19 protein-coding genes are annotated in these 16,675 nt (G+C 59.6%); 12 read left to right on the top strand and 7 right to left on the bottom strand.

Annotation, left to right across the window (positions count from 1 at the left end):
• Positions 1–78: 78 nt before the first annotated feature.
• On the bottom strand, positions 79–1,578 hold the full coding sequence (locus GIW79_RS17840) for a CoA-acylating methylmalonate-semialdehyde dehydrogenase (RefSeq protein WP_034127123.1): 1,500 nt from the start codon (positions 1,576–1,578) through the stop codon (positions 79–81).
• Between the two features lie 108 nt (positions 1,579–1,686).
• On the opposite strand from GIW79_RS17840, the gene GIW79_RS17845 reads away from it, so the two are divergent.
• The 4 genes from GIW79_RS17845 to GIW79_RS17860 all read left to right on the top strand — a co-directional run bounded on the left by GIW79_RS17845 (position 1,687) and on the right by GIW79_RS17860 (position 6,961).
• Positions 1,687–2,628 carry a LysR family transcriptional regulator gene (locus GIW79_RS17845; protein WP_236455885.1) on the top strand — a complete coding sequence of 314 codons (942 nt, stop codon included), beginning with the start codon at positions 1,687–1,689 and terminating at the stop codon, positions 2,626–2,628.
• 280 nt (positions 2,629–2,908) lie between these two features.
• Positions 2,909–3,367, top strand: coding sequence for a (2Fe-2S)-binding protein (locus GIW79_RS17850; protein WP_014718046.1), 459 nt, complete (start codon positions 2,909–2,911; stop codon positions 3,365–3,367).
• On the top strand, positions 3,367–5,604 hold the full coding sequence (locus GIW79_RS17855; RefSeq protein WP_054895689.1) for a xanthine dehydrogenase family protein molybdopterin-binding subunit: 2,238 nt from the start codon (positions 3,367–3,369) through the stop codon (positions 5,602–5,604). Before GIW79_RS17850 ends, GIW79_RS17855 begins: the two co-directional genes overlap by 1 nt.
• A gap of 16 nt (positions 5,605–5,620) precedes the next feature.
• Positions 5,621–6,961, top strand: coding sequence for a c-type cytochrome (locus tag GIW79_RS17860; RefSeq protein WP_054895690.1), 1,341 nt, complete (start codon positions 5,621–5,623; stop codon positions 6,959–6,961).
• 150 nt (positions 6,962–7,111) lie between these two features.
• Here GIW79_RS17860 and GIW79_RS17865 read toward each other — a convergent pair whose 3' ends face one another.
• Positions 7,112–7,261: a hypothetical protein gene (locus GIW79_RS17865; RefSeq protein WP_164919367.1), complete on the bottom strand. Its 150-nt coding sequence runs from the start codon at positions 7,259–7,261 to the stop codon at positions 7,112–7,114.
• Between the two features lie 135 nt (positions 7,262–7,396).
• On the bottom strand, positions 7,397–7,840 hold the full coding sequence (locus GIW79_RS17870; RefSeq protein ID WP_034127111.1) for a DUF421 domain-containing protein: 444 nt from the start codon (positions 7,838–7,840) through the stop codon (positions 7,397–7,399).
• Positions 7,841–8,074: 234 nt separating this feature from the next.
• Here GIW79_RS17870 and GIW79_RS17875 point away from each other — a divergent pair, with 234 nt between their 5' ends.
• The gene (locus tag GIW79_RS17875) at positions 8,075–8,293 is read left to right on the top strand and encodes a hypothetical protein (RefSeq protein ID WP_054895691.1); all 219 of its coding nucleotides are present in this window, start codon (positions 8,075–8,077) and stop codon (positions 8,291–8,293) included.
• Positions 8,294–8,296: 3 nt separating this feature from the next.
• On the opposite strand, the gene GIW79_RS17880 is transcribed toward GIW79_RS17875, so the two are convergent.
• Positions 8,297–9,136, bottom strand: a complete 840-nt coding sequence (locus GIW79_RS17880; protein ID WP_236455264.1) for a DNA/RNA non-specific endonuclease — start codon at positions 9,134–9,136, stop codon at positions 8,297–8,299.
• Positions 9,137–9,386: 250 nt separating this feature from the next.
• On the opposite strand from GIW79_RS17880, the gene GIW79_RS17885 reads away from it, so the two are divergent.
• Positions 9,387–9,842, top strand: coding sequence for a GNAT family N-acetyltransferase (locus GIW79_RS17885; RefSeq protein ID WP_034127108.1), 456 nt, complete (start codon positions 9,387–9,389; stop codon positions 9,840–9,842).
• 23 nt (positions 9,843–9,865) lie between these two features.
• On the top strand, positions 9,866–10,198 hold the full coding sequence (locus GIW79_RS17890; RefSeq protein ID WP_072448516.1) for a hypothetical protein: 333 nt from the start codon (positions 9,866–9,868) through the stop codon (positions 10,196–10,198).
• A gap of 27 nt (positions 10,199–10,225) precedes the next feature.
• Here the strand turns inward: GIW79_RS17890 and GIW79_RS17895 are convergent, their stop codons facing one another.
• On the bottom strand, positions 10,226–11,749 hold the full coding sequence (locus tag GIW79_RS17895) for a sensor domain-containing diguanylate cyclase (protein WP_236455266.1): 1,524 nt from the start codon (positions 11,747–11,749) through the stop codon (positions 10,226–10,228).
• Between the two features lie 418 nt (positions 11,750–12,167).
• On the opposite strand from GIW79_RS17895, the gene GIW79_RS17900 reads away from it, so the two are divergent.
• From GIW79_RS17900 to GIW79_RS17915, 4 genes are all read left to right on the top strand, one after another.
• Entirely contained in the window at positions 12,168–12,344 is a 177-nt protein-coding gene (locus GIW79_RS17900) for a general stress protein (protein WP_003190478.1), read from the top strand.
• A gap of 328 nt (positions 12,345–12,672) precedes the next feature.
• A complete protein-coding gene (locus GIW79_RS17905) occupies positions 12,673–13,023 on the top strand; it encodes a general stress protein (RefSeq protein WP_014718036.1) in 351 nt (116 codons plus the stop codon).
• 53 nt (positions 13,024–13,076) lie between these two features.
• Positions 13,077–13,628 carry an ATP-dependent Clp protease proteolytic subunit gene (locus GIW79_RS17910; RefSeq protein WP_014718035.1) on the top strand — a complete coding sequence of 184 codons (552 nt, stop codon included), beginning with the start codon at positions 13,077–13,079 and terminating at the stop codon, positions 13,626–13,628.
• 29 nt (positions 13,629–13,657) lie between these two features.
• Positions 13,658–13,891, top strand: coding sequence for a DUF2934 domain-containing protein (locus tag GIW79_RS17915; RefSeq protein WP_014718034.1), 234 nt, complete (start codon positions 13,658–13,660; stop codon positions 13,889–13,891).
• 476 nt (positions 13,892–14,367) lie between these two features.
• Here GIW79_RS17915 and GIW79_RS17920 read toward each other — a convergent pair whose 3' ends face one another.
• The gene (locus tag GIW79_RS17920; RefSeq protein ID WP_003190473.1) at positions 14,368–14,637 is read right to left on the bottom strand and encodes a DUF6555 family protein; all 270 of its coding nucleotides are present in this window, start codon (positions 14,635–14,637) and stop codon (positions 14,368–14,370) included.
• 402 nt (positions 14,638–15,039) lie between these two features.
• Positions 15,040–15,354, bottom strand: a complete 315-nt coding sequence (locus GIW79_RS17925) for a hypothetical protein (RefSeq protein ID WP_034127106.1) — start codon at positions 15,352–15,354, stop codon at positions 15,040–15,042.
• 397 nt (positions 15,355–15,751) lie between these two features.
• On the opposite strand from GIW79_RS17925, the gene cyoA reads away from it, so the two are divergent.
• Positions 15,752–16,675: a ubiquinol oxidase subunit II gene (gene cyoA / locus GIW79_RS17930; RefSeq protein WP_054921139.1), complete on the top strand. Its 924-nt coding sequence runs from the start codon at positions 15,752–15,754 to the stop codon at positions 16,673–16,675.

Consider the following 16,675-nt stretch of genomic DNA (forward strand, 5'->3'; position numbering starts at 1 on the left):
GTTTGCCCGTCAACAGGCAAAAAAAATGTGGGAGGGCTTGAGCCTTCCCACATCAGATCCTGCAGCACAGCTTGAACGTTACTTGGACACCGGCATTGCAAACTCCGCCCCCTGCTCAATACTCTCCGACCAGCGCTGCATGATCGACTTCTGCTTGGTGTAAAAACGTACACCCTCGGTGCCGTAGGCATGCATATCGCCGAACAGGCTCTTCTTCCAGCCACCAAACCCGTGCCAGGCCATAGGCACCGGGATCGGCACGTTGATACCGACCATGCCCACTTCGATGCGCCGCGCAAACTCACGAGCAATGTTGCCATCGCGGGTGAAGCAGCTGACGCCGTTGCCGAACTCGTGGTCGTTGACCAGCTTCACTGCCTCGGCAAAATCGTTGACCCGTACACAGGCCAGCACCGGGCCGAAGATTTCTTCGCGGTAGATGCTCATGTCCTGGGTTACGTGGTCGAACAAGGTCGCGCCGAGCCAGAAGCCGTTTTCCAGGCCGGGCTCGGTGGGCACGTAGTCACGGCCATCGAGCAGCAACTGCGCGCCCGCTTGTACACCCTGCTCAATGTAGCCACTAATGCGTTCCAGCGCGGCCCGCGACACGATCGGGCCCATCTCGGCTTTGAGATCGCGGCCATCGGTGATGCGCAGCAATTTGGCGCGTTCGGTCAAGGCGGCGATGACTTTGTCACCCACGTCGCCTACCAGCACCGCCACCGAGATCGCCATGCAGCGCTCGCCGGCACTGCCGTAGGCGGCGCCCATCAGCGCGTCCACGGTGCGTTCGATATCGGCGTCGGGCATCACCACCATATGGTTTTTCGCCCCGCCCAGGCCTTGCACGCGCTTGCCGTTGCGGGCGCCGCTCTCGTAGATGTATTGGGCAATCGGCGTGGAGCCGACGAAGCTCACAGCCTTGACGTCCGGGTGTTCGATCAGCGCGTCCACTGACTCTTTATCCCCCTGCACCACGTTGAACACGCCTTTGGGCAGGCCGGCTTCATGCAGCAACTCGGCCATGAACAGCGACGCGCTTGGGTCAGTCGGGCTGGGCTTGAGGATAAAGGTGTTACCCGCCGCAATGGCGATGGGGTACATCCACATCGGTACCATCACCGGGAAGTTGAACGGCGTCACGCCGGCGACCACGCCCAACGGCTGGCGCATCGTCCAGTTGTCCATGCCACGGGAGACCTGGTCGGAGTGTTCGCCCTTGAGCAGGTTGGGAATGCCGCAGGCAAATTCGAGAATGTCGATGCCACGGTCGACTTCGCCCTGGGCATCGGTGAACACCTTGCCGTGCTCGGCGACGATGATGCGCGCCAGGTCGTCCTTGCGTTCGCGCAGCAGATGCAGGTACTCGAACAACACGCGGGCGCGACGGATCGGCGGGGTGTCGGCCCAGCCGGCAAACGCGGCCTGGGCGGCGGCGACGGCTTCGGCCACGGTCTGGCGGCTGGCCAGGGCCACACGGGCGGTGACTTCACCGGTGGCCGGGTTGTAGACGTCCTGATAACGGTCATCGCGGCTGACGCGCTGGTCGTTGATGTAGTGCTCGATGGTTGCAGTCATGGCAGTCGATCCAGGTGGGTAGCGTTGGTCCACACGATAGGCTTTCACTTTGTTCCGAACCAGAGCAGAATCCAGAACTTATTGTCCTTATATGCGAACAATACACCCATGGAAAAGGCTGAGATCGAAGGGCTGTGGACCCACATTCACTGGCTGTCAGTGCTGGAGGAACAAGGCACCTACACCGCCGCCGCCGCGCGCCTGGGGGTGAGCAAGTCAGCGGTGAGCCAGCGCATTTCCGACCTGGAAAAGGCCACCGGCACGCGGCTGGTGACGCGCACCACCCGCAGCGTGCGGCTGACCGATGCAGGGCTGTCATTGGCCCGCGAAGTGCGCAGCGCCTATGCGCAGATCGCCCGCAGTTTTTCCTCGGTGCGCGACTCGGTCGGGGAAATACGCGGGCTGGTGCGCCTGACCGCCCCCGTGGCCTTCGCCCGGCAACAACTGGTGCCGCACCTGTCCGGCTTTTTGCAGCAGTACCCCCAGGTGCGTATTCAACTGGACGTCTCCGATGCCTTGAGCTCACTGGCCGCCGAGGGTTACGACCTGGCGGTGCGCCACGGCTTCCAGGTGCCCGAAACCCACGTGGCGTGGAAACTGTGCGACACCAACTCGGTACTGGTCGCCACCCATGATTACCTGCAACACCACGGTGAACCCCGCGAGCCGGGCGACCTGTCGGCCCACAACTGCCTGTTTTACCCACGCGGCACCGACCAGCCCGCCTGGACCTTCGAACGCGGCAGCCAAACCCTCGAGCGCCTCACCGTGCCCATCGCCGGCAGCTTCGCCACCAATAACAGCGAAGCCTTGCGCGACGCCGCACTCAACCACCTGGGCATCGCCCTGCTCCCGGACTTCAGCGCCCAGGCGGCGCTGGCCGCTGGCAAAGTGGTGCAGGTATTGAAGGACTGGACACTCAAAGGCGCGTTTGCCGATGAGATTTACCTCATTCGGCCCTACTCGCCCCATGTGCCCAAGTCGGTGACCGTATTGGTAGGGTATTTGAAGGAAAAGCTGTCAGGCGGGTTTCAATTTGGTGGCTGCTGATGAAGGCTCTTGTAGGAGCGAGCTTGCTCGCGAAAAAACCGAGAACCCCGCGTTAAACCTGATAGCGCGCGTTATCGTTGGCGATCTTCGCGAGCAAGCTCGCTCCTACAGAGGACAGTGACCCAATCCTGTTGAATTCTTGCCTGATCCTCTGAACTTGAGGGCAATCGGATAGATAGCTCTTGCGCGTTGGTCTAGAGTTCGACGATGGGCGACTTCCAGTCGCACCGCTCCTATAAGAACTCAGCACCACCAACCGATGATCAGCAGGTGAGCCCGCATGGAATTACGTATCAACCAAAAGGCCTATCAGGTCGATGCCGAAGCCGACACCCCGTTATTGTGGGTGATCCGTGACAACCTGGGCATGACCGGCACCAAATACGGCTGCGGCCTGGCCCAGTGCGGCGCCTGTTCGGTGCTGGTGGACGGCAACGTGGTGCGCGCCTGCGTGACGCCCGTGGCCGGCGTGGTCGGTCGCGAGATCACCACCATCGAGGCCGTGGAGGCCGATGACGTGGGCAAGCGTGTGGTGGCGGCCTGGGTCGAACATCAAGTCGCGCAATGCGGTTACTGCCAGTCCGGGCAGGTGATGGCGGCCACCGCGCTGCTCAAACATACCCCCGCGCCGACCAAGGCGCAGATCGACGCGGCGATGGTCAACCTCTGCCGTTGCGGCACCTACAACGCGATCCATGCCGCCATGGATGCCTTGGCCGCCGGGAAGGAGACCGCCTGATGAACACCACCGAGATCATTCCCGGCGTTACCCTGGGCGAACCGATCAACCTGTCCCGTCGCCGCTTCCTGGCCAGCACCGCGGTGGGCGCGCTGGTGATCGGCTTCGGCTTGCCGCTGGGCACCTCCCGCGTGCAAGCCGCGACCGGCGCGGCCGCTGAGCGTGGAACCCAGGTACCCGCCTTTCTGGAGATTCGCCCAGACGGCAGCGTGCGCCTGCTCAGCCCCTTCATGGAAGGCGGCCAAGGTACCCACACCGCCATGGCGCAGATCGTCGGTGAAGAATTGGATGCCGACCCGGCCACGTTCATCGTCGAAGCGGCCCCGCCCGGCGAAGCCTACGTGGTGATGGAAAATGGCATGCGCATCACCGGCGGCAGCATGTCGGTGCGCATGAGCTACCCGACCATGCGGCGCCTCGGCGCCCTCGCCCGCGCGATGCTGATGCAGGCCGGCGCCGAGCAACTGCGCGTACCCCTCAGCGAGCTGACCACCCAGCCCGGTCGCGTGGTGCACGCCGCTTCCGGTCGCTCCCTGGGCTACGGCGAATTGGCAGGTGCCGCCCTGGATATGCCGGTGCCCGACCCGGCCAGCATCACCCTGCGCGACCCGAGCCAGTTCCGCTGGATCGGCAAGCCGGTCAAGCGCCTGGATGCCTATGACAAATCCACCGGCAAGGCGCAGTACACCATCGACCTGAAAATCGACGGCATGCTCCATGCCGCCGTCCAGCATGCGCCACGCCTGGGCATGACCGTGGGCAGCCTGCGCAACCAGGCGCAGGTGCAAGCCATGAAAGGCGTGCATTCGGTTCACACCCTGCCCGGCGCCGTAGCTGTGGTAGCTGAACGTTGGTGGCATGCCAAGCGGGCCGTCGAAGCCATCCAGGTGGAGTGGCTTGAAGCCGCCGCCGACTCCACCGTGCGGGCCATGCCAGCGGATTTCTCCAGCGACAAGTACCGCGACTTCCTCGCCGCCCAGCAGGGCCCGGCCCGCGATGACGAAAACGAAGGCGATGTGGCCGGTGCACTGGCCAGCGCCAAGACCCGCGTCGAAGCCACCTACCACAACCAGTACCTCAACCATGCCCAGTTGGAACCGCCTTCAGCCCTGGCACGCTTTAACCCCGACGGCACACTGGAGGTGTGGCTGCCTAATCAGGCGCCGGATATGTTCCGTGCCGACATTGCCAAGCGCACCGGTCTGAGCATTGAGCAAGTCACCCTGCACTCGCCGCTGCTGGGCGGCTTTTTCGGCCGGCATTTCCTGTATGACTCGGCAAATCCTTACCCGCAAGCCATCGCGTTGGCAAAGGCGGTGGGCCGGCCGATCAAGCTGATCTGGAGCCGTGAAGAAGAATTCGTGCGCGATGTATTGCGCCCGGTCGCCGTGGTCAAGTTCCGCGCCGCGCTGGATGACAAAGGCCTGCCCGTAGCCATCGAAGCGGTGAGCGCCACCGAAGGCCCCACCGAAGCCATCGCCGGCAAACAGGGCGACGCCATCGACCCTACTGCCCTGGAAGGGTTGTCGGGCAAGAGCTACGCGATACCCAACAAACGCATCGCGCAGATTTACGTCAAAGGCCCGGCCATGCTCGGTTATTGGCGCTCGGTGGGTAACTCGCTCAATGACTTTTTCTACGAAGCCTTCCTGGACGAACTGGCCGACAAAGGCGGCCATGATCCCTATGAACTGCGCCTGCACCTGCTGCGCGACAACCCGCGCCTGACCACCCTGCTGCAAGCGGCCGCCGAGCTGTCTGGCGGTTGGAAGCGTGGGCCCTACACCGCCGAAGACGGCACCCGCCGTGCACGCGGCGTAGCCATGGCCTCGCCGTTTGGCTCCCATGCAGCGGTGGTGGCCGAGGTGTCGATCGAGAACGGCCAGGTCAAGGTTCATCACATCTGGGAAGCGATTGACCCGGGCAGCATCGTCAACCCGGCGATTGTGCAAGCGCAAGTCAACGGTGCCGTGGCCTTGGGACTGTCGCAAACCTTGTTGGAGGAAGCGGTATACGTGGATGGCAAGCCAAGGGCGCGCAACTACGACCTTTATCCGGTGCTGCCGCCTTCGCGTATGGCGCAGGTACACGTGAAGATCGTCGAAAGCGGAGAAAAAATGGGCGGTATCGGCGAACCGCCGTTGCCGGCTGTGGCCCCGGCCGTGGCGAATGCCGTGGCGCAGCTGACCGGCCAACGCATCCGCAGTCTGCCTTTGAGCCGTTACACCTTCAGCTAACCGACAGGGAATGCCCATGAATAACCGCCGATTCGCAAGAACCGCAGGGTGGCTGGTGCTGCCCTGCGTGGTCGCCGCCGGCCTGCTGGCCTGGTACGTCACCCGCGAGCCTGCCTCGCCTTTTGAACAGCAACAGGCCACGAGTTTCGACCCCGCCTTGGTCAGTCGCGGCGAATACGTCGCGCGAGTGAGTGACTGCGTGGCCTGCCATAGCCTGGCCGGCAAGCAGCCATTCGCTGGTGGCCTGGAAATGGCCACACCGCTGGGGGCGATCCACGCCACCAACATCACCCCCGACCGCGAGCATGGTATCGGCACCTATAGCCTGGCCGACTTCGACCGCGCCGTACGCCACGGCGTAGCACCGGGTGGGCGACGACTCTATCCGGCCATGCCCTACCCGTCTTATGTGAAGCTCAGCGACGATGACATCCAGGCGCTGTACGCGTTTTTCATGAAAGGCGTGCAACCGGCCAACCAGCCTAATATCCCCAGCGACATTCCCTGGCCGCTCAACCTGCGTTGGCCCATCGCCCTGTGGAACGGTGTGTTTGCACCGACCGCGACCTATGCCGCCAAGCCCGGCCAGGACGCACTGTGGAACCGGGGCGCCTATATCGTCCAAGGCCCCGGCCACTGCGGCAGTTGCCACACGCCACGGGGGCTGGCGTTCAACGAAAAGGCCCTGGACGAATCCGGCGCGCCGTTCCTGGCCGGTGCCCTGCTCGACGGCTGGTACGCCCCCAGCCTGCGCCAGGACCACAACACCGGCCTGGGGCGCTGGAGTGAGGAACAGATCGTGCAGTTCCTCAAGACCGGTCGCAACCAGCATGCCGTGGTCTATGGCTCGATGACCGAAGCCTTCAACAACTCCACGCAGTTCATGCAGGACGATGACCTGGCCGCGATCGCTCGCTACCTCAAGTCACTGCCCGGCGACCCCCAGCGTGACGGCAGCCCCTGGCAATATCAGCCGGTAACGGCGCGCTCGGATGTCCCCGGTGCTCACACGTACGCCACCCGCTGCGCCTCCTGCCATGGGCTCGACGGCAAAGGCCAACCCGACTGGATGCCGCCTCTGGCCGGCGCTACCTCGGCCCTGGCCAAGGAAGATGCGTCCGCGATCAACATCACGCTCAATGGCTCACAGCGCGTGATCACCGCCGGCCTGCCGGATGCCTACCGCATGCCAGCGTTCCGGGAGCAATTGTCCGACTCGGAAATCGCCGACGTGCTGAGCTACGTGCGCGGTACCTGGGGCAACCACGGCGGTGCGGTCGATGCGAAGGCCGTGGGCAAGTTGCGTGGGCATACCGACCCGGCGAGCAGTAGCCCGATCATCCTGCATATGCGCTGATCGGTCGCGATCAACTGTGGGAGCTGGCTTGCCTGCGAATGCATCGACTCGGTTTTCCTGATGAACCGAGGTGTTTACATCGCAGGCAAGCCAGCTCGCACATTTGGGCGATGAGCATTCAGGTAGATAAGCGTCGGCTACAAGGCCGCGCTATTTATTTTCGTCCGCCTTACCTTCCTGCATCTGCACCGACGACTGGGTGCCACTGTTGTTGTCTTTAGTGGCGTTGTCGGCGTTGTCAAAACAGCCGTGCAGCATGAATGCGCTGCACAGGCCCAGGCACATATAAAGCTTCTTCATGAAGGTTCACCTGCTGGCGAGTGAGTGATATCCGCGTGACGACAGCAACATTCGTCCGCCCATGATCTATCTGTCTGGTACAGAGGCGCGTGCGTTCAAAAAACAGACCCTTGGCTGACGAATGGGGGCCGCGTATCAATCAAACGGGATCACCGAGATCTTGCCGTTGCGCTCAAGAATCGCGAAGCGGATCTGCTTGAGCTCGACAAGCCCTTGGGTGGACCGGGCCGCCTCAAGAATGTCACCCTCGTCCAGCCGCGCATGCTTGAGCCGTTTATGCAGCACCTGGCCCTGCTCGACCAGCACCGTCGGCCCGCCATCGAGCACCCGCGCGAACCAGGCTGAACGCTGCTTGGCCAGCGAGAAGCCAATGTCGATGGCAATCAGGGTAGCGATGACCAGCACGGCGTTGGTCATCGAGAAATCTTCGCCCAGCAACGCCTGCTGGGTGGCTTCGCCGATGACCATCAACAAAACCAGGTCAAAGGTGGTGAGCTCGGCCAGCGTGCGCCTGCCGGCAACTTTGAACAGCACCAGCAGCACCAGGTAAATCGCCACAGCCCGCAGTACAGAGTCCATGGTTGCCCCTCGGAACAGTGAATGGGAAACGACCGATTCATACGGATTAGGTGAGCACCGTGCCGCTCAGGTTCATTCTTTCGACGCGTCCCGGCCACCATCTAAAAAGATGATGGTTCCAGCGCCGCTGAATCGGTGAAATGATCGAAATTTCGGCAGCAACCCAGTTGATACCCGGGCGCTGGCAGCGGGTCACAGCTCTATATCGATCACGCTGAAGAAGGAATCCCTGTCATGAACGACTCACAACGCGCCTGGGAACTGGCCATGGTGCTGATTGCCAACGGTCGGATCCCCTTCGACCCCGCCAACCCGAGTGGGTCGGTGAAAATCCTTTCCAAGCATTTGCAAGCGCTCGAAGACGCACTGCGTGAACAGGCCACAGACGTCGCCACGCATGAGCGCCTGGGCAAGAACAACAGCCGCAGGCCCTCGTTGGTGTGTGCCGACTAGGCGTCAGGCTTTGGTTCGGCTACAGCCGATCCGACTCGGCAACTGACCCTGCCTGGCCTTCAGCGTGGCTTGCATCGCTTGCGGCAAGGTGCTCCAGAACGTCAGCCCCGAGCGCTCTTCGATGTGTTCCACGGTGACCTGGTAATCGCAGAAGTCTGCGCCTTTGGGGGTTTCCTGGTTCATCACGAATGAGGCGTACAGGCCCGTTTCCGGCGAACTGCCGACCACGATGATTTTCCAATAGCCACTGGGGATGGTGTGCACTTTGTTCGTACCCGGCAACGAGCCGACAAAATGCTCATACAGCGGCCCGGTGGCCACATAGACCTGATCGACGCCTGGCTCCTTGCTCAGAGTGCGCTCCTGGTCTTCCAGACGCGCCCACGGCCCCTGGTTGAGCTCGGCCTTTTGCGGGGTAATGTTCGACAGGTAGTTGAGCGTTTGCCAGTCGGCCACCCCGGCCATTGACGCCAGGTTGGCCTGATGCCCACGGTCGATTTTGAGCGCGACGTTGGCACCGTTGTAATCCACCGGGTCCAGGGTCTCCCCGGCTGGAATATCCGGGTCGGTGCGCCAGTCACGGGAACGCCCGCTGGCCGCGGTGGCTTTAGTGATCTTGTAGGACACCCAATTGGCAAACTTGGTCGAACCGTTGTTGTTCAACGTGTAGGCCTGGCGGTTCAACGTCACTGGGCTGCCGCCGGTGGGGCAGCCAACCGCGCAGTTATCGAACTGCAAGGGTGGCGCAGGGAGGACGGCGGATTGGCGTGTGGGCGTGGTACAGGCGGCAATCAACGGGATCAACGAAAACGCCAGGTACTTGAACGATGTGCTTCCTTGCATGGTGTTACTCCTTGGGATGTATCTGTTAAAAGACTGAATGGCCTCGGCCGATGCGCTTCCTGCGCAAGTCGAGATAACCATTGGAACACATAAACATTTCTAAACAACGACCGCAACCAGGCCAACAAACGTAACCCCTTCGCCCCCTGTAACTGTGCTATAGCGGGCGATAGCATCGCCTCATCAATGCACAAGGGACTGTCATCAAGCACGTGGGGTCAAATGTTCAAACAGAGGATGCTCCACGACCATGGCTGAATACCTTCTGCCTCCCGCTGCTCCACACTGGCTGATCCGCCAAGCCATCCCCGACGATGTGCATGCCTTGGTCGCACTGGATGCCTACGCAACCGAGCATGCCAGCCGTCGTGTGTTTATCTATGATGCCGTGGTTCGCCAGCAATGCCTGGTAGCCGCCAACGCTAACGTGTGCGCCGGCTACCTGGTGCTCACCCACGATTTTTTCAACCATGGGTTTATAGCGCTGGTGGTGGTTTCACCGCTGTACCAACGCCAAGGCGTCGCCCTTCGTCTGCTGGCAGCGGCCGAAGCGGCCTGCAAGACGCCCAAGCTGTTCGCGTCGACCAATGCCTCCAACGGCGCGTCCCAGGCCCTGCTGACGAAAGCCGGCTTTATTCCCAGCGGGCAGATCGAGAATCTGGACGATAACGACCCTGAACGTGTGTACGTCAGGTTCATTCGCTGACGATACCTTTTGTAGGAGCGAGCTTGCTCGCGAAACACTCACAGGCGCCGCGCTTATTCAGGGAGCACGCGTTATCGTTGAGGTTTTTCGCGAGCAAGCTCGCTCCTACAGAAAGAAGAAGGCAGAAAGCCCTCTGCGCGGCCAGGAACCTTTTCTCGAATGCACAATCTGTGGTTCACCCTTTTGAACCGATCGAGACCCTGCGCATGCTTGTGAAAAAAGCCGTCCTCTGCCTGGCACTGCTAAGTGCCGGCTTCATCGCAGGCTATGCGGCCAAACCCACCCCGCAGCTGCAAGTCACTGCTGGCCAACTGATGGAGTGCGGCGAACTCATGATCCCGACGCTTGGGATGTGAGCCGCGCATACCCAGGTAAAAGCCGTTTCAGCCGCCCGAAGTCACGTCCGCAGGGTGCACGTTGAACCCATTGCGCCCCGCCGCCTTCGCACCGTAAAGCGCTGCATCAGCCGCCTCGACCAAACCCAACACCGGCTCCAGCCGTGAGCCCAGGCCCGTCGCAACGCCGATGCTCACACTCACGCGCCCGAAGGGGCTGCCTGGGTGTGTGATGTTCTCCTGCTGTAGGCGCGAAAGAATGCGTTGCGCGACCACCGCAGCGCCTGCACTGTCAGTCGCGGGCATGACGACCGCCATTTCTTCTCCGCCATAGCGCGCCACCAGGTCCGAGGGCCGCCGCACGCACGTTTCCAATAACGTGCTGACCGCCTGCAGGCAAGCATCTCCCGCGACGTGACCAAAGGCATCGTTGAAGCGTTTGAAATGGTCGATATCGATCATCAGCAATGCCAGTGACGTACCCTCGCGCTGCGCCCGGCGCGCTTCCAGGGCCAGCGTTTCGTCAAAACAGCGGCGGTTGGCGAGGCCGGTCAGCGCATCCTTTTTCGCTAATAGCGCCAATTGCCGATTGGAGTCGAGCAACTGTTGCTGGGCGACACGCAACGCCTCTTCGGCCGCTGTTCGCCTGCGGATATCCAGGATCAGAAACCAGCCGATCAGCCCCGTCAGCCCCAACAGCCCCGCTATCACGACCGCTGACAGTGCCGCCTCGATGCGCCACGCCGCGAGGGCTTCGTGCTTGCCCAACGCGACCGTGGTGATCAGCGGCAGGGTTTCGCTTTTGCGAAAGGCATAGAGTCGCTCTACCCCGTCCAGGCTGGAGGTATAGGCCGCAGTGCCCACAGGCTGGTCGACGAGGTACTTGGAATAAATAGGCGAGGTGGAAAAGTTGCGGCCCATGTCCTGCTCGCGGAAGGGGTAACGCACCAGCAACGTGCCGTCGGCGTAGGACAGGCCGATGGCGCCCTCCTGGCCCACATCGAGTTTACCGAATACCCGCAGAAAGTTTTCCACCCCCAGGGTCACAGCGACCACGCCAGCGAAGTTGCCGGCCGCGTCGTTGAAACGGCGGCTGATGGTCACCACCCATTCATGGTTGGCGCGGCTTTGAATCGGCGGGCCAATAAAAGGTTCAGCGCTCGGATCGTCGCGATGGTGGATGAAATAGGCCCGATCACTGCTATTGGCGCCCTCCGGAATCGCACGATTGGAAGACAGCAGCCACCGGCCCTGATGATCATAAATGGTGATGCCGCTGAGCTGCGGCATCAGCGGCTGCTGTAGGTTGATCAGCGTGCTGATTCGCTGGATTTGCACCGGCCCACTGCCTTCGGTTTCCAGGCGCTCAACCAGCCCCAGCAACAGCAACGAGCTTTGCCGCACGATGCCTTCGGTATAGGTGTTAAGGGCCTGGGTCAGGTTCAAGCCATGCACATCCACTTCCGCCAGCGCACGGTCGCGGGAAGACAGGACTTTCCAAATCGTCAGCGAAGTCAGGGAACAGCCGATCACCAACAGCAACAGCATCACAAGACGGGTATCACGCTTCACGTCAGCACCTTAAGGAAGTCCGGTTTCCGTTCCAGCCATCATTCGAACGTCGGTACTCACAGGGGCAACCGGTTCCAGAGTGCCAGCATACAAGCAGTCTGTGCGGGCTGCAGCAACAGAGTGTGCGGCTGAGCGCCGGCCAGAGTAGCCAGCGCCTTTAATGACCACTATCAAACAGGGTATTGAATGCTAAACCAATCGTTAAGGTCGCCATTAATTCAATATCAATCGACGCGACAAAACTTATACGAAGCGGCACTTCTTGAGCCTAGTTGTACAAGTTTCATCTACCACTCTACCGTTCATCGCCCTTTTTAAAAAATTTCAAAACATCTGCGCACTTGCCCCTATCAGAAAAGATGTCCGTTGCATAAACGGGCAACTAGCGAAACGACATTTCAAAACTGGGAGTATTGTTATGACGACGAGCAATAAAAACCCTGGAAACTTTGCCAATGATCGCGAAAAAGCATCACAGGCGGGAAAGAAAGGTGGACAGGCCTCTGGCGGCAACTTCGCCAACGACCGCGAGAAAGCCTCGGAAGCCGGGCGTAAAGGCGGCCAGAACAGTCATGGTGGTGGACGTAAGTCCTGACCACACGGGCAGTACCGCTGTTCCGTTCGTTAACAAAGGGCATTCATCATGCGTGCGTCCATTGATAATCAGCGCGGCGAGCCAGCTCGCAGGCCGATTGTAGAAGTGCAAACTAAAGCAAGGACTGGCCTGCGTTCTAATACGTCTGCGTGTTACGAACATCAGCAACTTGCTGAACAAGCCGAAGCCACGATAAGTGCATCTAAAACGCCACCCTTGTGTGAAAGGCACTTATAACCGTGCAGCTTGACTCACGCGCCTAAGTGCACGTTTCCAGCACAATCGAAGTGAACGTTACATTACCGACATAACGACGAGGTAACTGAACATGACTACTCAAGACAAGCAAGGCCAGATGAGCGTCAGCGAAGCCGGTAAAAAAGGCGGCGAAGCCACTTCTGCGTCCCATGACAAAGAGTTCTACCAGGAGATCGGCAGCAAAGGTGGCCAAAACAGTGGCGGGAACTTCAAGAATGATCCCGAGCGCGCCGCTGAAGCCGGCAGCAAAGGCGGCCAGAACAGCGGGGGCAATTTCAAGAATGACCCCGAACGCGCCGCCGAGGCGGGCAGCAAAGGCGGCCAGAACAGTGGCGGCAATTTTGCCAATGACCGTGAAAAAGCTTCCGAAGCCGGGCGTAAAGGTGGCGAACACAGCCACGGCGGCGGACGCAAAAGCTGATGTGCTTGATGCAGGGGAGCCATGCTCCCCTGCTTTCATTGATGAGGGACACCATGCCTTTACACATTATCAACTTCACCGCACCGGTCACCGCTTCTACGTGCAGCCAACTGATTGAAAAAGCCTCGTTGGCCGTACAACAAGATGCCCAGGGCCTGGTACTGAATATCGCCACAATGGGTGGTGAATGCAGCTACGGCTTTACGATGTACAACTTTTTATTGTCCCTGCCGATTCCGGTGCATACCCATAACCTCGGCACCGTGGAATCCATGGGCAATATCATTTTCCTGGCCGGTGAGCGCAGAACCGCCTGCAAGCACAGCAAATTCCTGTTCCACCCCTTCCACTGGCATGTGCAAGGCGCGGTTGACCACTCGCGCATGTCCGAATATGCGATGAGCCTCGATTACGACTTGCAGTTGTACGCACGCATCGTGGCCGAGCGCACCGCCGATGCTGTCGAAAAACTGGAGACCGAAAAGTACCTGATCGCCGCGCCACGCATTCTTGATCCGCAACAAGCGCTGACCGCCGGCTTGATCCATGGGATCGAACTTCCCGTGGTCAAGGCGGACTTCGTGAGCAGCTTCATTCACTCCTAGCACCTTTTATTCAATAGGGGAGCCTCACAATGGACGAAGAAACGATCCGACTCACCGCGTACCGCATTTGGGAACAGCAAGGGAAGCCTGATGGTCAGGATTTCGTGCACTGGTTACAAGCCAGGGAGGAGCTGACAACCCCGCCGAATGACGGCCTGGCAGGCTCGATAGCAAGTAGCGTCACCCCGCCCAACCCGGACCGATCAAAGCGCCAGGCGACCGCCGCCGGGCAAAAAACCCGCAGCAGAAAACCCAACTGCTGAACCCACAGAGCAGAGAGTGAGGACGCGCCTGTCGATAAACCTGCCAGGGTTCTAAAACATCGACAGCCGTCCAAGCGCCATCCCCTCCCCGCCGCCTCTCGATACTGGCATTAAAACATCAACTAATCGCTTGTTTGAATTCTTCCTCTTTAGCAGTTGAAAACGCCCACTTCTTAATCGAGAGTGGCCGTTCATTCAGGGAGGAATCGATGTGCCCCATCTACAAGCGAACCGAAGTTGCCTGCAATGTAAACAACCCTACGAATCGACGCTGGATGACCCCGACTTTCTAGTGTCGTCGGCCTCTGACATGCTCTGTCCAGCGTGCAAGCAACACTATGCAGCCGACCTTATGAAAGAGGCACTTCAACGCAGCGTGCAAAAGTTGTGCATGTTGCAGGAGCGACGCAAAAAACAGTAAACACTCGCCTCGCCCCTACCGCCACCCGCATAAACCCCGCCCATTAAAAACACATTCATTCGGGTGGCGGCGGCACATAGGGCTTTGCAATAAACGGGATACTCCCAGACGGGCGCCATCTTACATTCTCAAGACCGTAGCGCTCGGCCAGCGGTTTACTGATGCGTTTGATCTTTTCATTACGCGACCTGGGAATAATGCCAATTCCAGCATCGCAACAGGCCCAATGCCACGCCTCTGCGTTATTCATCACCTCGGCTCTTATAATGAAAGACTTAGGCTCGTGGTGGTATTCGTACTCGATGACATATAAAGAATTTTTCATAACCTCTCCTTCTGATTTTTTGTTATTTGCTCAGAACGAAGGTTCAGAAATTTTAATCTTTTAATGACGACGATCACGCACTTTCTGTCGCACTACCGTTCGTCGGCCTCGCATTAAAAAAATAAAACGGTTCATGCTTCTTCTGTTTCTTAATACTGAGTCTGTTCACTCCAGGCTCTTGGTAAAAACTCCTGTCTTGCCCGCACTCTGTGCGGGCTTTTTTATTTTGCCGCGACGCTACACCCTGTGGCGAGGGAGCTTGCTCCCGTGACGGCCTGGCAGCCGACGCTTGTCTAACTGACGCACCGAGGTCCAAGCTTGCCTGTCGGACCAAAGTCCTCGTCGGCTGTCAGGCCGTCATCGCAGGCAAGCCAGCTCCTACATTCAAGATCGCGGAGCCACTCAATCGTCGTCGTGCACGTGAGCGTCAGCACAGGGCAGTCGGCCGGACTCACCTCCGGCAATCCGTTCCGCCTGGTCAATACCGCGTTTGAGCGCGTCATTCACCGTCCATTCGGCACCCGGCAACTGCTTGATGCGTTCAACCACACATTGTCCCGTCGCGGTATAAACACAGAGCAGCACTTCAATATCAGCATCGTCCCGCTCTCGGGCCCTGACTTCGATATGGCAGCCGTTTTCGACTTCCCGGGTGAAGCATTTTTCTTCCAGTGCTTTTGAGACCCAGGCTTTATAGGTGTTGCCACGTATAAACATAGCGCTTCTCCAAAACCGTTAGTGGGGTTGGCCATCAACTAACGACTGAAATCCCTAACCAGAATTCAGACTTTCTGCAAGGCCACCTCCATCATGCACCGATAAAAACCCTTTACCGTTTCGCCTGTTAAACCGTTCGTCAGGCGAGGAAACAAATTGTTAAACCAACCCATCGGGCTCTATTCAAAATGTTCGGGAGCGCGGCGAAATGCGCCCTGCAGAGCGGCAGAAAAAGCCAATAGAACCGGACAGTAGACGCACTTTATCTACTGACGGCAGCTTATTGCCGAATGTTTATCACCTGATGGCTCCTGGTGTTAACAAGCGCTTCGCTTAGTTAACGCGCGAGCACAGATTCGGCACAGCAAAACGCAAGTTTCCAATACAGGAGCAAGGCATGAAACGAGCGATGGGTTATTGCCTGGTCACTATCACCAGCCTCTTCTTACTCACCAGTTGCAACCTGGTGGTATTCAACCCCAAGGGGCAAGTAGCAACCGATGAGCGCGACCTGATTATTCTCGCTACGGGCCTGATGCTGCTGGTGGTCGTTCCGGTGATTGTGATGATGTTTGTCTTCGCCTACCGCTACCGCGCCACCAATAAAAAAGCGCGTTACTCCCCCCGCTGGGCCAGTTCACACAAAATCGAAGCGGTGGTATGGGGCGTTCCCCTGCTGATCATCATCGTCCTGGGGTGGGTGACCTGGGAGACCACCCACGCACTCGACCCCTATCGCCCGCTGGAATCAGACACCCCGCCGATCAATGTGCAGGTGGTGGCCACCGACTGGAAGTGGCTGTTTATCTACCCTGACCTGGGCATCGCCAGCGTCAACGAACTGGCCCTGCCGGTGCACACGCCGGTGAGTTTCACCGTCACCTCCGACGCGGCCATGACCTCGTTCTTTATTCCCGCACTCGGCGGGCAGATCTACGCCATGGCCGGCATGCAGACCAAGTTGCACCTGATCGCCAACGAAACCGGTGAGTTCAGAGGGATTGCCGCCAACTACAACGGCCCCGGTTTTTCCGACATGCATTTCACCACGCTGTCCCTGAGCACTGCCGACTTTCAAACCTGGGTGACAAAGGTCAAGGGCGCGGCCACTTCTCTGGACCATAGCTCTTACGCGCAATTGGCCAAGCCCACCCTCAAGCACCCGGTGACCTATTACTCGGCGGTACAGGAGCGCTTGTTCCTGGACATCGTCGATAAATACGAGGGCATGAACAAGGCCAATAAACCCCGGCGCTCGCCATTGAGCGACGCTGCACAACGCACCGATCAACACCCAAGTCTGCTGGCTGAGGAGCGGTAA

The sequence above is a fragment of the Pseudomonas sp. PA-7-1E genome (assembly GCF_021605325.1).
GTDB classification, from domain to species: Bacteria; Pseudomonadota; Gammaproteobacteria; order Pseudomonadales; family Pseudomonadaceae; genus Aquipseudomonas; species Aquipseudomonas fluorescens_BV.

What these genes read in the sequence shown, in the direction of transcription:
- GIW79_RS17840 (WP_034127123.1), bottom strand. Translation starts at nt 1,578, where the DNA reads ATGACTGCAACCATCGAGCACTACATCAACGACCAGCGCGTCAGCCGC.
- GIW79_RS17845 (WP_236455885.1), top strand. Translation starts at nt 1,687, where the DNA reads ATGGAAAAGGCTGAGATCGAAGGGCTGTGGACCCACATTCACTGGCTG.
- GIW79_RS17850 (WP_014718046.1), top strand. Translation starts at nt 2,909, where the DNA reads ATGGAATTACGTATCAACCAAAAGGCCTATCAGGTCGATGCCGAAGCC.
- GIW79_RS17855 (WP_054895689.1), top strand. Translation starts at nt 3,367, where the DNA reads ATGAACACCACCGAGATCATTCCCGGCGTTACCCTGGGCGAACCGATC.
- GIW79_RS17860 (WP_054895690.1), top strand. Translation starts at nt 5,621, where the DNA reads ATGAATAACCGCCGATTCGCAAGAACCGCAGGGTGGCTGGTGCTGCCC.
- GIW79_RS17865 (WP_164919367.1), bottom strand. Translation starts at nt 7,261, where the DNA reads ATGAAGAAGCTTTATATGTGCCTGGGCCTGTGCAGCGCATTCATGCTG.
- GIW79_RS17870 (WP_034127111.1), bottom strand. Translation starts at nt 7,840, where the DNA reads ATGGACTCTGTACTGCGGGCTGTGGCGATTTACCTGGTGCTGCTGGTG.
- GIW79_RS17875 (WP_054895691.1), top strand. Translation starts at nt 8,075, where the DNA reads ATGAACGACTCACAACGCGCCTGGGAACTGGCCATGGTGCTGATTGCC.
- GIW79_RS17880 (WP_236455264.1), bottom strand. Translation starts at nt 9,136, where the DNA reads ATGCAAGGAAGCACATCGTTCAAGTACCTGGCGTTTTCGTTGATCCCG.
- GIW79_RS17885 (WP_034127108.1), top strand. Translation starts at nt 9,387, where the DNA reads ATGGCTGAATACCTTCTGCCTCCCGCTGCTCCACACTGGCTGATCCGC.
- GIW79_RS17900 (WP_003190478.1), top strand. Translation starts at nt 12,168, where the DNA reads ATGACGACGAGCAATAAAAACCCTGGAAACTTTGCCAATGATCGCGAA.
- GIW79_RS17905 (WP_014718036.1), top strand. Translation starts at nt 12,673, where the DNA reads ATGACTACTCAAGACAAGCAAGGCCAGATGAGCGTCAGCGAAGCCGGT.
- GIW79_RS17910 (WP_014718035.1), top strand. Translation starts at nt 13,077, where the DNA reads ATGCCTTTACACATTATCAACTTCACCGCACCGGTCACCGCTTCTACG.
- GIW79_RS17915 (WP_014718034.1), top strand. Translation starts at nt 13,658, where the DNA reads ATGGACGAAGAAACGATCCGACTCACCGCGTACCGCATTTGGGAACAG.
- GIW79_RS17920 (WP_003190473.1), bottom strand. Translation starts at nt 14,637, where the DNA reads ATGAAAAATTCTTTATATGTCATCGAGTACGAATACCACCACGAGCCT.
- GIW79_RS17925 (WP_034127106.1), bottom strand. Translation starts at nt 15,354, where the DNA reads ATGTTTATACGTGGCAACACCTATAAAGCCTGGGTCTCAAAAGCACTG.
- cyoA (WP_054921139.1), top strand. Translation starts at nt 15,752, where the DNA reads ATGAAACGAGCGATGGGTTATTGCCTGGTCACTATCACCAGCCTCTTC.